This window comes from Stenotrophomonas hibiscicola ATCC 19867 (assembly GCF_000382065.1).
Taxonomy (GTDB): Bacteria; Pseudomonadota; Gammaproteobacteria; order Xanthomonadales; family Xanthomonadaceae; genus Stenotrophomonas; species Stenotrophomonas hibiscicola.
In genome coordinates this window covers 678,467-692,615 of sequence record NZ_KB907499.1, presented here as the reverse complement: position 1 = coordinate 692,615, position 14,149 = coordinate 678,467, and the positions used below count along the sequence as shown (strand labels likewise).

Below are 14,149 nucleotides of genomic sequence, written 5' to 3'. Positions count from 1 at the left end.
GCTGCCCCGGCTACCCTGCACGCATGGAACGCGAGCCCCCGCATCGCCCGCATGGCGCTGAACTTCCTGCGCTGGACCGCGTCCGCCGCGAAGGCCGTTGGTGGTGGCTGCAGGCACGCCACGCGCGCCGGGTGTGGCGCTGGGCGCTGGTCGCGGCGCTGGCGGTGTTTGTGCTGCTGGTGCTGCTGCGCAAGCCGCTGGCCGACTGGTTCTGGGATGAGCCTCGGATCGAGCAGCTGCTGGCCGAAGGTGATGACGCACTGGCGGCCGGGCGGCTGAGTGCCGCCGATGGCAGTGGTGCGCGCGAGCGCTACCAGGCCGTGCTGGCGCTGGATGGAGATCGTCCGCAGGCCCGCGAAGGCCTGGCCCGTACCGGCGCGGCGGCCCTGCAGCAGGCCCGCGAAAAGATGCAGGCCAACGATCTCGACGGCAGCGCGCAGGCGCTGGCACTGGCCCGGGAACTGCAGGTACCACAGGGCGAGGCGGACGCCGTGGCGCGCCAGCTGCGGGCCCGGCGCAGCGCAGGTGCCGGCATCGGTGCACTGCTGGCGCAGGCACGCAACGCCTTCGCTGCGGGTCGGCTGGATGAAGGTGACAGCAGCGCGCTGCCCCTGTTCCAGCGCATCCTGTCGCTGCAGCCGGACAATCTGCCCGCGCTGGAAGGTCGCGAAGATGCACTGAGCGATCTGCTGCAGCAGGCGCGCGCGCTGGCGGGACGCGGCGAGCTGGCCGAGGCCGCCGTACTACTGCAGCGTGCGCGCCAGTTCGATGCCGGCCATGCTGATCTGCCCGCCAGCCAGGAAGCATTGGCGCAGGCCGTCGAGCGGCGCCTGCGCCAGGCCCAGCGCGCCCTGCAGCGCGGGCAGCTGGAGTCCGCAGCAAAGGGATTTCTCGCCGTTCTGGCAGTGGCGGCCGATGATGCCAGCGCCCAGCGCGGCCGTGAACAGACGTTGCAGGCGGTGCTGGCACGCAGCCAGACGCAGGCCGACGACTTCCGGTTCGAGGCGGCGCGGGCCGATGCCGCGCTGGCGGAGGAGCTGGGCGCTTCGCCGGCCGCGCAACAGCAGCTCGCGCAACGCCTGCAGCGCGCACAACAGGCGCAGAAGGCGCTGCAGCAGCCGGCGGCCAGCAACACGCAGCGCGAGCGCCAACTGCGCGACCACCTGCGCAGCATCGAGCGCGCCGAACGTTCCGGGCAATGGATCAGTCCCCCCGGCCACAGTGCATTCGACGCATTGCGCGAAGCGCAGTCACTGGCGCCGCGCGATGCTCGGGTGAAGGCTGCTGCGGCGCGGCTGCTGCCCGCCAGTCGCGGCTGCTTCGACGACAACCTCCGGCAGAACCGCGTACAGGCGGCAGGGGCCTGCCTGCAGGCGTGGCAGACCCTGTCGCCGACTGCGGCCGGGCTCCCCTCGGCACGCCTGCGCCTGGCCCAGCGCTGGCTGGCCATCGGCAGCGAGCGACTCGGCAGCGGCGACCTGGCTTTCGCAGCGCATGCCGCCGAACAAGCCCGCTTGCTGCAACCGGACCTGGCCGAGCTGCCGGCGTTCGAAGAGCGCCTGCGCCGTGCCGGCGGTCTCCCTGATTAGGTGAAAAACACCCGCTGCACGGTTGCGCGCGCAGCGTCGAGGGAGAAGTGCTCTGCGATGTTGGCCAGGCCGGCTTCGGACAGTTGCCGCCACAGCTGCGGATCCTGGTACAGGCGGACCACCGCATCGGCGAAGCCGGCCGCATCATCGGCCACCAGCACGTCCTCGCCCGGGCGCAGGTGCATCCCTTCCACCGCGCAGGGGGTACCTACCACCGGCTGGCCATGGGCCATGCTCAGGTTGATCTTGCCTTTCACGCCGGCACCGAAACGTAGTGGCGCGATGGAAATGCGTGCGCCATCCATGTAGGGAGTGATGTCCTCGACGAAGCCGTGCATCTGCACGCCGGGCTGGCGCGCGGCCAGGGCCAGCAGGGATTCCGGCGCGGCAGCGCCGATGCAGTGCAGGCGCACATCGGGCAGGCGGGCGCGGATGCCGGCGAAGACTTCGCCGATGAACCATTCCATCGCGTCCAGGTTCGGCGGGTGGCGGAAGCCGCCGACGAACACCAGGTCATGACGCTGCTCGAACGGTTTGCCGGCACCGGCGATGTCATGGAGGTTGGAGATCAGCTCCACCCGCACCGTTGGCGCGTCGGCCTGCAGCTGCTCGCGCTCGGCGGAACTGACCAGCACGGTGACGTCGCACTGCTCCATCACCGCCAGTTCGCTGGCGCGGGTACGCTCGGCAGCGCGCAGCAGTCCCGCATCGCCGGCCACTTCGGCACCACGACGTTCGCGCAGGTAGTGCAGGTCCACCGTGTCGAACACGGTGCGCGCCTGCGGCGCATAGCGCTTCAGCAGCGGCAGGCACTCGTGGGCAACATGGTGGCGGACCAGCAGCGCTACGTGGAAGCGTCCACCATGCGTGCGCAGCCAGCTGGCGACGCCATCGAGGAACGGTGCATACCAGACTTCCACACCCATCCGCTGCAGCGCGTCGGTGGCGGCGCCGCCGTGTTCGCGGCGGGTGGGAACGAACACCACATGGGCCCCGCCCTGCAGCAGGAGGCGGATCAGGTTCACCTGGCGCAGCGACGCGGAATCGCGATCCGGCTGCGGCACTGCCTCGTCCAGGATCAGCACCTGGCGCCGGCCACGCAGCAGCAGCGCCGGTGACGGCACTTCGCCCACCGCCGGGCGGCGGGCCAGCTCGGTGGCCCAGCGGTCGGCGAAGATGGCCTGGTTGCGCACCTGGTAGGCCTTCACGCCGCTGCCGGTGTCGGTGCCGTTGCTGGTGCCTTCGTCATGGACCACCCGGCTGGCCGGCTGAACCAGGACGCGCAGGCCCTGCGCACGCACGCGGAAGGCCAGGTCGGTGTCCTCGTAGTAGGCCGGCTTGTAGCGGGTATCGAAGCCGCCCAGCTGTCGCCAGAGGTCGCGCGGCAGCATCAGCGCTGCGCCGGAGCAGTAGTCGACGTCGCGCAGGCTGGCAAAACGCGGGTCGTCCGCTGCCTCGAAACGGCCGTAACTCCAGCCACTGCCATCAGCGAAAATCACCCCGCCCGATTCCTGCAGCCGGCCGTCCGGGTAGAGCAGCTGGCTACCGACCAGGCCGGCGCCGGGCGTGCTGGAGAACGTGTCCAGCAGCGCGTCGAGCCAGCCCGGCTGCGGCACCGTATCGTTGTTGAGCAGCACCACGTAGCGACCGCGTGCGCGCGATGCGCCATCGTTGCAGGCCTCGATGAAGCCGCCGTTGTACTCGCGCACTTCATAGCGCAGTCCGGCAACCTGCGGCATCCACTGCACGGTGGCGTCGGTGCTGCCGTCATCCACTACCAGGATCTCGCACGTGGCCTGCGGTGGATGCGCCGCCAAGGCGCGCAGGCAGGCCAGGGTGTGATCGACGTGGTTGTAGACGGGGATGACAATGCTCGCTTCCGGTGTTTCGCTGAACGGCACCGTGAAGGGAGCGAAGTCCTGTGCCGGCGGCAGGAACAGCGGCGTGCGTGGCGCGGGCACGGCGCGCTGGGCATGCACGCGGATGCGCTGCCAGGTCGCCCGCCAGCCACGGGTACGCAGGCTGGCCAGGCTCCGGCGGGCCAGGCCCGACAGGCGGTTGATCAGGTATCGGATCTCGGCCAGGGACATCGCCATCCGGTTGCAACTCCAGCTTAAGCAGGGGAACCCGGGAGAATTCGCCAGCCGCAGCGGCTGGGGTAGACTCGCCAGACTCTACATTCTCGCATTCCCGTGCCCCGACGCTACGATTCCGACGACATCGACGATTTCGACGACGACCAGCAGGACAACGGCCCGCTGTGGCGGCGCCGGCTGATCACCTGGAGCATGGCTGCGGTCGCGTTGGGATTGGGTTTCCTCATTCCCTATACGCTGTACCTGAACCAGCAGGTGACCCAACGTTTCGGCGAACTGCGCTGGCAGATCCCGACGCGGGTGTATGCGCGGCCGCTGGTGCTCACTCCCGGCAAGGCGATGGATGCGTCCACGCTGAAGACCGAGCTGGCCGCCTCCGCCTACCGCGATGATGGCCAGGGCAAGGAGCCGGCCACCTATGCGGTGAATGGCGGGCGCTTTGTCATCTCCAGCCGCGGCTACAACGACGTCGATGGCCGGGTTGCCCCGCGTCGGCTCGAGTTGTCGCTGGCCGATGGTGCGGTCGCCTCGCTGCGCGATGCCGACAGCCGCAAGGCCCTGAAGGCGGCGCGGCTGGATCCGGCGCGTATCGCCACCCTGTACGGCCAGAAGCAGGAAGAACGCCGCCTGATCCGCATGGACGAGGCGCCGGACCTGCTGGTGACCGGCCTGCAGGCAGTGGAGGACAAGGACTTCAACCGCCACCACGGCATCGACCTGTCCGGTATCGCGCGCGCGGTGTGGGTGACCATCCGCTCCGGTGGCCAGAGCCGTCAGGGCGCTTCCACGCTGACCCAGCAGCTGGCCCGCAGCGGCCTGCTCGGCATCGGCAAGGAACAGACGCTCACCCGCAAATTCAACGAAGTGCTCTACGCCCTGATCATGGAAGCGCGCTATGACAAGCGCACCATCTTCGAGGCCTATCTCAACCAGGTGTACCTGGGCCAGCGCGGCAGCCAGGCGATCCATGGCATGTCGTCCGGTGCCGAGTTCTGGTTCGGCCGTGACCTGCAGTCGCTGGAGACCGAGCAGATCGCGCTGCTGATCGGCCTGGTCAAGGGCCCGTCCTTCTACGACCCGCGGCGTAATCCGGAACGTGCGTTGGACCGTCGCAACTTCGTGCTGGGCAAACTGCACGAAGCCACGCTGATCGACGACGCCGAGTACCAGCGCGCACTGAAGGCCCCGCTGGGCGTGCCGAAGACGCCGGGACTGGTGGCGGCCAACCGCTTCCCCGCCTATGTTGACCTGGTCCGTCGCCAGCTCGGCCATGACTACCCGGAATCTGCCCTGCAGGGCGCTGGCCTGAGCGTCATGACCGGCATGTCGCCGTCCGCGCAGGCCTATGCCGAAGGCGCGGTGACCCGCACCATCAAGTCGCTGGAAAGCAAGCGCCGGCCCGAACTGCAGGCCGGCATGGTGCTGACCGACGTGCACAACGGTGACGTGCTGGCGGTGATCGGCAGCCGTGAAGTGTCCGAGGTCGGCTTCAACCGCGCGATCGAGGCGCAGCGTCCGGTCGGTTCGCTGCTCAAGCCGTTCGTCTACCTGCTGGCCCTGGCGCAGCCGGACCGCTACTCGCTGGCCAGCTGGGTCGACGATTCACCGGTGACGGTGCAGCTCGGCCGCGGCCGCAACTGGAGCCCGGGCAATGCGGACAACCGCAGCCACGGCACGGTACGCCTGATCGACGCGCTGGCACACTCCTACAACCAGGCCACGGTGCGCGTGGGCATGCAGGTCGGTCCCGAGCGCGTGACCCAGCTGATCCATGTGCTGGCGGGCATCAAGGCCGAGGCCAATCCGGCGGTGATCCTTGGCTCGACCGACCAGAGCCCGTACGCGATGGCACAGCTGTACCAGTTCCTCGCCTCGGGCGGTGAGATCCAGCCGCTGCACGCGGTGCGTGGCGTGCTCGATCCGCAGGGCAAGCTGCTCAAGCGCTACGACAAGACCCCGGCGCCGGCACAGGAAGGCGATTCAATTGCCGCCAACCTGATCAGCGTCGGCCTGCAGCAGGTGGTCTCCAGTGGTACCGCGCAGCGGCTCAATGCCGATGGCCTCGGCCGCCTGCAGCCGGCCGGCAAGACCGGCACCACCAACGATGGCCGTGACAGCTGGTATGCCGGCTACACCGGCGATCATCTGGCGGTGATCTGGATCGGCAACGACCAGAACCAGCAGGCCGGCCTGTATGGCGCTACCGGCGCGATGCGGGTCTGGTCGGGCATCTTCCAGCGCCTGCCGAGTGCGCCATTGCGGGTCAGCAACAAAGGCCTGGACTGGCAGTCGGTCGCGGCCACGGGTCTGAACACAACCGATGAAGGCTGCCCGGGCGCACGCCGCTTCCCGTTCGTGGTGGGCTATGCACCGGCGTATGCGCCGTGCGCGCCGGCAGTGCCGCCGGGCGAGCCGGGCGAAGCTGAAGGGGAGGGCGGTGGCTGGCGTAGCTGGTTCGGCCTGGACCGCAAGCCGGAAGCGCCCGCCGAACCTGCCGCAGCGCCCGCCGCCGCTACTCCTCCCCCGAGCCGATGAAGCCGATGAACATGCGATCCCTGCTGCAGCCCCTGGCCCTGACCGGCCTCAGCCTGGCCCTGGCCGCCTGTGTGACCAGCGCGCCGCCGGTGGTCAAGCCAGTCGATACCACTACGCCGGCACAGCGCCTGGCGGCAGTCGATGCGGCCGCAGGTCCTGACGACAAGGAGCTGTCGGTGCAGCCGCTGCGTGATTCGCAGGTGGAAGACCTGCGGGTGACCGCGCAGGCGCAGCGGCAGGCGAACGACCTGGCCGGTGCCGCCAGCAGCTTGGACCATGCGCTGGAAATCGTGGCCAGCGACCCGGCGGTGCTGCAGGAGCGTGCCGAACTGGCGCTGCTGCAGGGGCAGTGGGAACAGGCGGAGACGTTCGCGCGCAAGGCGGTGGATCTGGGCTCGAAGACGGGGCCGCTGTGCCGCCGGCACTGGGCGACGATCGAACAGTCACGCCTGGCGCGGGGCGAGAAGGAGAATGCGGTGTCGGCGCATGCGCAGATTGAAGGTTGCACGGTGCCGGGGATCAAGCGGTACTGAATTTCCAGCCAACGGCGCAGCCCCTCGTGGCTGTGGGTTGGTCGCTGAAGCCAGAAGCAAAAGCCGCGCTTGGCCGGGCGGGGTGGGTTCGCGGGGGACGCCGTGAACCCGTCCTTGGGGGCTTGGCCGCGGCATCCATGCCGCGGACACCCCCGCGTACCCACCCCGCCCGGCCTCTGACAGTTTCCGTGTGCTGCCAGCCACGGAAGAGAAAAAGAAAATCAAAAGCGGGTCGCGCACTGCGCGCGCTCGCAGTAATCCATCTTCTTCCCTCGTTCCTCCCACAGCTTCTGAGTTGCCAGTCGAGCAAGCTCGACCTTACGACGTGCGTCCATCCGTCACCGGGAAACTGTCGAAGGCGGGTCGGGAGGGGCAGGCAGGACCGTTGGCGCCATGGATGGCGCCATCGAGCCCCCAGGGATGGGTTTACGGCGTGTCCTGCCTGCCCCTCCCGACCCGCCCAGCACGTAGAAACCCAGAGCCATGAACCAAGCTGTTGCCGTTGCTTTTGCGGGTGCTCTGGCTTGAAACGGGTGCCGGGCAGCGCCCGGCCGGGTATCCTTTCCCTCTGATGTCCGACCTTGTCCATGCCAGCCGCGAAGCCCTCAGCGACGGCGGCGCGCTCGCCTCGCATCTGGACGCCTTCGTCCCGCGCCCGGCCCAGCTGCGCCTGACCGAAGCCATCGCCGATGCGCTGCAGCAGCGTGACCTGCTGCTGGCCGAGGCCGGTACCGGCACCGGCAAGACGTTCGCCTACCTGGTGCCGGTGCTGCTGTCCGGGTTGCGCACCATCATCTCCACCGGCACCCGCGCGCTGCAGGACCAGCTCTACCACCGCGACCTGCCGCGTGTGCGCCAAGCACTCGGTGTCGGCCTGCGCAGTGCGCTGCTGAAGGGACGTTCGAATTACCTGTGCCGCTACCGCCTGCAGCAGGCGCGGGGCGAGCCGCGCTTCTCAAGCCCAGAACAGGCGGCGCAGTTCCAGCGCATCCTGGCCTGGTCCGGACGCTCGGAGTTCGGCGACATCGCCGAACTGGACGGTTTGGCCGATGATTCGCCGCTGCTGCCGATGGTCACCTCCACCGTCGACAACTGTCTGGGCACCGACTGCCCGTTCTGGGAAGACTGCTTCGTGGTGCGTGCGCGGCAACGTGCGCAGGCGGCAGACGTAGTGGTGGTCAACCATCATCTGCTGCTGGCCGACCTGGCATTGAAGCAGGATGGCTTCGGTGAGCTGCTGCCGGGGGCGCAGGCCTTCGTCATCGACGAGGCGCATCAGTTGCCTGAACTGGCCGCGCAGTTCTTCGGCGAAGGCTTCGGCATGCGCCCGTGGCAGGAACTGGGCCGCGACTGCCTGGCCGAAGCGCGCGGCGTCGGGGGGGCGCAGTCGGCGCTGCAGGAACCGGTCGACCACTTGCAGCAGGCGCTGCTGGCGTTGCGTTCGGCGATGGAGGGGCTGCCGCCGCGCGGCACGCAGTGGCGTGCGCTGACGATGCCGCAGGTGCGCGATGGCTTCGACACGGTGATGGCGGGGCTGGTGACGCTGGAGCAGGCCTTGCAGCCGCTGCGCGAAGCCGCGGCGGGCCTGGATGCCTGCCATGCGCGGGCGCGTGAGGCGGTTTCGCGGCTCGGTCGCTGGCTGGGCGATGACGAACCCGCCCTCGACTTCGATACCGATCCTGCGGACACCGGTAATGCCACCGATGTGCTCTGGTATGAGCTCACCCCGCGTGGTTTCCGCTGCCAGCGCACGCCGATGGACGTGTCCGGTCCATTGCGCGAGCATCGCGAACGCAGCCGAGCCGCATGGATCTTCACCTCGGCGACGCTGACCGTGGGCGGTGGTTTCGATCACATCGCCACCCGCCTCGGGCTGGACGACCCGCAGACGCTGGTCCAGCCGAGTCCGTTCAATTGGCCCGAGCAGGCGCTGTGTTACCTGCCTGAAGGCCTGCCCGATCCGGCCGCACGTGGTTTCGGAACCGCGCTGATCCAGACCCTGCGGCCGGTGCTGCAGGCCTCGCAGGGCAGGGCGTTCCTGCTGTTCGCTTCGCATCGCGCCCTGCGTGAGGCCGCCGAGGCACTGCGCGATGGGCCATGGCCGTTGTTCGTGCAGGGTGAGGCGCCGCGTGCGACGCTGCTGCAGCGCTTCCGCGAATCGGGCAATGGGGTGCTGCTGGGCTCGGCCAGTTTCCGCGAGGGCGTGGACGTGGTCGGCGAAGCGTTGAGCGTGGTGATGATCGACAAGCTGCCGTTCGCGGCGCCGGACGACCCGGTCTACGAGGCACGCCTGGAGGCGATCCGCAGCCAGGGCGGCAATCCGTTCCGCGACGAACAGTTGCCGCAGGCGGTGATCGCCCTGAAGCAGGGCGTTGGCCGCCTGATCCGCAGCGAAAGCGACCGGGGCGTGCTGGTCCTGTGCGATCCGCGCCTGCTCAACCGTGGCTATGGCCGGGTCTTTCTTGAGTCGCTGCCGCCGTTCCGGCGCACCCGCAGCCTGGCCGATGTGCAGGCCTTCTTTACGCCACAATGGGCGCCCGTGGCCGATGATGCCGTTCCGACCGCCGCCGCCGCGGCGGGCCCGGAGCCGGCGCCCGGTGTCACGTTCCCCCTGTTCTGACCTGATCCGATGAAACTGCTCGCCTTTGAAACCGCCACCGAAGCCTGTTCCGTTGCCCTGCATGTCGATGGACAGGTACTGGAACGTTTCGAGATCGCCCCGCGCCGGCATGCCGAACTGAGCCTACCGTGGGCCGAGGCGCTGCTGGCCGAAGCCGGCATCAGCCGCCGCCAGCTGGACGGTATCGCGCTCAGCCGCGGTCCTGGTGCTTTCACCGGCGTGCGTCTGGCGATCGCCATCGCGCAGGGCATCGCACTGGCGCTGGATCGTCCGTTGCTGCCGGTCTCGACGCTGCAGGTGCTGGCGCTGCGGGCACCGGCGGAAGAAACGCAGATCCTGTCGGCGATCGACGCACGGATGGGAGAGTTGTACGTTGCGCGCTTCGAGCGTGTGGACGGCCTGCCGGTGGCACGCGATGCCGAACGCGTGTGCGCACCCGCTGCGGTAGCGCTGCCGGAAGGGCTGTCGGCCTACGGTGTCGGTACCGGGTTCGCCGCAGCCGAGGGTGCGCTGGTCGCGCAGCTCGGCACAGGTTTGCGCGGATTCGACGCCACGGCATTGCCGCGTGCGTCTGACGTGCTCGCACTGGCGGTGCCGGCGTTCGCCCGCGGCGAAACCGTCGCACCGGAGAAGGTCGAACCAGCATACCTGCGTGACAACGTGGCACTGACCCTGGTCGAGCAGCAGGCCGCGCGCGAGGCGAAGGCGAAGGCCAACGGCTGAGCCCCTCGTGGCGGAGTTGGTCGCGTAGATCAAAAGCCGTGGTTTGGCCGGGCGGGTGGGCTGCGCAGGGGGCGCTGCAAGTACGTCCATGTAAGCTCGGTCGCCGCATCCATGCGGCTCACGCCCCTGCGCAGCCCACCCGCCCGGCCTCTGACAGTTTCCGTGCGCGTCCGCCACGGAAGATCAAAAAAGAGAAAAGTCAAAATCAAAAGCGGGTCGCTTCGCTTGCATCCACGCGTGGCGTGGATGTGTATCGACCAAGGTCGACACCTACCAAAGCAATGGTGCGCCGCGATCTGTCAGAGGCGGGGCGGTGTGGGCTTGCAGGACCGTTGGCGCCATGGGCCGAGGCACGCCTCGGGCGGCTTGGGCAGGAAGCCCAACCCCGGTCTTGCCGTGTGCGCAGGACAGCGCACACGAGCAAGGCGCCATCGAGCCCCCAGGGGTGAGGGCGCTTTGGTTGCGAAGCACTGTTTCGCAAGCGCCCGAACGCACAGCCGCCAGCGGCTGGGCCGGTCTGGGGTTTACGGCGTGTCCTGCAAGCCCACACCGCCCCGCCAGGTCCAGCATCCCCGCCGCCGCTTCTGCTGTTGCTTCGGCTGTGGCCGTTGCCTCTGCGGGTCCCGGGCCGCAGGCCCGGGCACCAGAACCCTACCGATCGTCGTGCAGGGTGCCACCCGGCAGGAATACCCACGTGCGGGTGACCTGCAGGATGTCGATCTCATCCTCGGTCCTCGGCAACGGCGGGAACGGCTGCGCCAGCTTCACCACCCGCAGTGCCGCCTCATCCAGCAGTGGCGTTCCGCTCGACCGCAGGATCCGGCTGCTCTCCACGCTGCCATCGCGGCGCACGCCCACGCTGATCACCACCTGGCCGCCCAGCCGGCGCTGCCGGGCCTCGTCCGGGTAATTCAGGTTGCCCACGCGCTCGGCGCGGTCAACCCAGGCCCGCAGGTAATTGGCATAGGCATACTCGCGCGTGCTGGCCGACACGAACTTGCGGTTCGGGCGCTTGGCGTACTGCGCCGAGCGCAGATGCACTTCTGCGGCCAGTCGGGCCATTTCCACATCGCGCTGTTCGCGCGCACTCAGCGGGGCGTCCGGTTCGGGCTGATCCGGCGTGGTGCGGGACTGGGCCTGCGCGACCGCCTCTTCGCCATTGCGGCTGCTGACCACCCGTGCCTGTGGCGGCGGGATCGGCGCGGCCGATTGCTGCTGCTGTGGGACCGGGCTCAAACCGGGCTGCGCCTGCGGCACGATGCCGGCCTGGTTGTCGCGCGGACGCTGTGCGCGGTCGTGTTCGCCACCGCCATCCTGGTTGGCTGCGGCAAGAAAATCGGCCTGCTTCGGCGTCAGCGCGGTGCGGGTCTGGCTGAAGATCACTTCCAGCGTGGGCACCAGCGGTGCATCGCCTTTCACGGCGAAGCCCACGCCCAGGATCAGCAGCGCGTGAACCAGCACCGACAGCGCGATGGTCGCCCCCAGCCGTTGCGCTTCGCGTGGTGGCGGGGGCAGGACGGCAGGTGCGGTTGCCATCAGCGCAGGCCGGCCTCAAGCGCGTCGAACAGGGTGCCGGCGATGTTCAGGCCGAACTGTGCGTCCAGTTCGCGTACACAGGTCGGGCTGGTCACGTTGACCTCGGTCAGGTAATCGCCGATCACGTCCAGGCCGACGAAGCGCATGCCGCGACGCTTCATCTCCGGGCCGACCTGGGCCGCGATCCAGCGGTCGCGCTCGCTCAGCGGACGGCCTTCGCCGCGGCCACCGGCAGCCAGGTTGCCCCGGAACTCGTCGCCCTGCGGGATGCGCGCCAGGCAGTAGTCGACCGGTTCGCCATCGACCAGCAGGATGCGCTTGTCGCCGGCCGTGATGTCGGGAATGAACTTCTGGGCCAGTGCCAGTTTGCGGCCGCCGTCGGTCAGGGTTTCCAGGATCACGTTCAGGTTCGGATCGCCCTGGCCGCTGCGGAAGATCGAGCGGCCGCCCATGCCGTCCAGCGGCTTCAGCACGGCCTGGCCATGCTCCAGCGCGAAGGCCTTCAAGGCCTTGGCGTCGCGGCTGACCAGGGTCGGCGGGCAGCACTGCGGGAACAGCAGCGCGGCCAGCTTCTCGTTGTAGTCGCGCAGCCCCTGCGGATTGTTGACCACGCAGGCACCGGCGGCCGCAGCCACGTCCAGCACCTGGGTGTCGTAGATGTACTCGGCGTCGACCGGCGGATCCTTGCGCATCAGCACGATCTGGCCGGGGCCGAATTCGGTACGGCTGAATGCGCCCAGCTCATACCAGCCAGCCGGGTCGTCGCGCACCTGCAGCGGCGCGGTCTGGGCCACTGCCACGCCACCCTCCAGGGCCAGGCCGCCCGGGCGCACATAGTGCAGGGCATGGCCGCGGCGCTGGGCTTCCAGCAGCATGGCGAAGGTGGTGTCCTTGGCGATCTTGATGTGGGCGATGGGGTCCATCACCACGATGACGTTCAACGGCATGGGCGCACCTGTCAGGCAAGGCGTTGATGGTAGCGGCAACGCCGGTCGCGCGCCTCCCTGCCATACTGCAACGCAGCGTCCGCCCGGCGCTCGCGCACTCATTGCGAAACCCGTCACGTTCAGGAGGCTGCCATGCCCCGCGCCATGGGCCGGCCTTGAAGCGGGCGCGGAAAGTGCGATATAGATACGCTTTCGTAGCGGCCCCCGCCAGAGATCGGGCCGTGCGCTTGGGGATAGGCAATGACTGAAAACACGACTGCGGGCGGGGAACTCGCAGGACTCCGGGTGATGGTCATCGATGATTCGAAGACCATCCGCAGGACTGCGGAAACACTGCTCAAGCGGGAAGGCTGCGAGGTGGTCACCGCCACCGACGGCTTTGAAGCGCTTGCGAAGATCGCAGACCAGCAACCGCAGATCATCTTCGTCGACATCATGATGCCGCGCCTGGACGGGTACCAGACCTGTGCGCTGATCAAGGGCAACCAGCTGTTCAAGGCGACCCCGGTCATCATGCTCTCGTCCAAGGATGGCCTGTTCGACAAGGCGCGGGGACGCATCGTCGGCTCGGAGCAATACCTGACCAAGCCATTCACGCGTGAAGAACTGCTGGGTGCCATCCGCACATACGTCAACGCCTGACCAGGGGGGAAAGGCACAATGGCTCGTATCGTTCTGATCGAGGATTCACCGACCGACCGCGCGGTGTTCACCCAGTGGCTGCGCCGTGCCGGCCACGAGGTGCTGGAAGCGGACAACGCCGAGGATGGACTGCAGCTGGTCCGCGACCAGGTGCCGCAACTGGTGCTGATGGACGTGGTCCTGCCCGGCATGAGCGGCTTCCAGGCCACCCGCGCGATGGCCCGTGACGCAGCGATCAAGCACATCCCGGTGATCATCGTCAGCACCAAGGCGATGGAAACCGACAAGGCCTGGGGCCTGCGCCAGGGCGCGGCCGATTACATCGTCAAGCCGCCGCGCGAGGATGAACTGATCGCGCGGATCAACGAACTGGTGGCCTGATGCGCTCGCCTTTCGACATCCTCGAAGCCTATGAACGCCGCAGCCTGGCCCACGCGGTGCAGCTGCCCGAACGGCAGTTCGCCCAGGACCTCTGGCGTGGCGTGGGCTACCGCGTCGGCCAGCGCCGGCTGGTTTCCGATTTCCGCGAAGTGGTGGAGATCGTGCCGATGCCGCCGGTGACCCCGGTGCCATGCGCGCAGCCCTGGCTGCTCGGCGTGGGCAATCTGCGCGGCAACCTGTTCCCGGTGGTCGACCTGAAGTACTTCCTGGAAGGCGTGCGTACCGTGCAGCAGGAAGGCCAGCGCGTGCTGATCATGCGCCAGGCCGGTGGCGACGTCGCACTGACCATCGATGAACTGTTCGGCCAGCGCAGCTTCGAACTGGACCAGCAGATCGAGGCCGGCATGCTGGCCGAAGGGCGCTACGGCCATTTCGTCGATCGCGCCTTCCATGCCGACGGCCACGACTGGGGCGTATTCTCGCTTTCGCTGCTGTCGCGCACCCCTGAATTCCGGCAAGCCGCGGCCTGAGGCCAGGCATCGCCCCC

11 protein-coding genes are annotated in these 14,149 nt (G+C 68.6%); 8 read left to right on the top strand and 3 right to left on the bottom strand.

Annotated elements, in window-relative coordinates; all coding sequences use genetic code 11:
* Positions 1–23: 23 nt before the first annotated feature.
* Positions 24–1,589 carry a hypothetical protein gene (locus G370_RS0107885; protein ID WP_019660105.1) on the top strand — a complete coding sequence of 522 codons (1,566 nt, stop codon included), beginning with the start codon at positions 24–26 and terminating at the stop codon, positions 1,587–1,589.
* On the opposite strand, the gene G370_RS0107880 is transcribed toward G370_RS0107885, so the two are convergent.
* The gene (locus tag G370_RS0107880; protein ID WP_019660104.1) at positions 1,586–3,685 is read right to left on the bottom strand and encodes a glycosyltransferase; all 2,100 of its coding nucleotides are present in this window, start codon (positions 3,683–3,685) and stop codon (positions 1,586–1,588) included. The genes G370_RS0107885 and G370_RS0107880 overlap by 4 nt on opposite strands.
* 96 nt (positions 3,686–3,781) lie before the next feature.
* Between G370_RS0107880 and mrcB the strand changes: the two genes are divergently transcribed.
* The 4 genes from mrcB to tsaB all read left to right on the top strand — a co-directional run bounded on the left by mrcB (position 3,782) and on the right by tsaB (position 10,096).
* Positions 3,782–6,220: a penicillin-binding protein 1B gene (mrcB, locus tag G370_RS0107875; RefSeq protein ID WP_019660103.1), complete on the top strand. Its 2,439-nt coding sequence runs from the start codon at positions 3,782–3,784 to the stop codon at positions 6,218–6,220.
* Complete coding sequence (locus G370_RS0107870) at positions 6,217–6,753, top strand: hypothetical protein (RefSeq protein WP_019660102.1); 537 nt, start codon at positions 6,217–6,219, stop codon at positions 6,751–6,753. Before mrcB ends, G370_RS0107870 begins: the two co-directional genes overlap by 4 nt.
* A 571-nt stretch (positions 6,754–7,324) precedes the next feature.
* The gene (gene yoaA / locus G370_RS0107865; protein WP_019660101.1) at positions 7,325–9,373 is read left to right on the top strand and encodes a DNA repair helicase YoaA; all 2,049 of its coding nucleotides are present in this window, start codon (positions 7,325–7,327) and stop codon (positions 9,371–9,373) included.
* Positions 9,374–9,382: 9 nt separating this feature from the next.
* The gene (gene tsaB, locus G370_RS0107860; RefSeq protein ID WP_019660100.1) at positions 9,383–10,096 is read left to right on the top strand and encodes a tRNA (adenosine(37)-N6)-threonylcarbamoyltransferase complex dimerization subunit type 1 TsaB; all 714 of its coding nucleotides are present in this window, start codon (positions 9,383–9,385) and stop codon (positions 10,094–10,096) included.
* A 651-nt stretch (positions 10,097–10,747) separates the two neighbouring features.
* Here tsaB and G370_RS0107855 read toward each other — a convergent pair.
* Together G370_RS0107855 and gshB are read right to left on the bottom strand one after the other, a co-directional pair.
* Entirely contained in the window at positions 10,748–11,632 is an 885-nt protein-coding gene (locus G370_RS0107855) for an energy transducer TonB family protein (protein WP_019660099.1), read from the bottom strand.
* Entirely contained in the window at positions 11,632–12,579 is a 948-nt protein-coding gene (gene gshB, locus G370_RS0107850) for a glutathione synthase (protein ID WP_019660098.1), read from the bottom strand. The genes G370_RS0107855 and gshB overlap by 1 nt, the downstream gene beginning before the upstream one ends.
* Before the next feature lie 240 nt (positions 12,580–12,819).
* Here gshB and pilG point away from each other — a divergent pair, with 240 nt between their 5' ends.
* From pilG to G370_RS0107835, 3 genes are read left to right on the top strand one after another with little or no spacing between them, the layout of a single operon-like run.
* Complete coding sequence (gene pilG / locus G370_RS0107845; RefSeq protein WP_005418455.1) at positions 12,820–13,221, top strand: twitching motility response regulator PilG; 402 nt, start codon at positions 12,820–12,822, stop codon at positions 13,219–13,221.
* Positions 13,222–13,239: 18 nt separating this feature from the next.
* Positions 13,240–13,602 (top strand): response regulator, encoded by a 363-nt coding sequence (locus G370_RS0107840; protein ID WP_005410717.1) that lies wholly within the window; start codon positions 13,240–13,242, stop codon positions 13,600–13,602.
* Positions 13,602–14,132 (top strand): chemotaxis protein CheW, encoded by a 531-nt coding sequence (locus G370_RS0107835; RefSeq protein WP_019660097.1) that lies wholly within the window; start codon positions 13,602–13,604, stop codon positions 14,130–14,132. The genes G370_RS0107840 and G370_RS0107835 overlap by 1 nt, the downstream gene beginning before the upstream one ends.
* Positions 14,133–14,149: the final 17 nt, after the last annotated feature.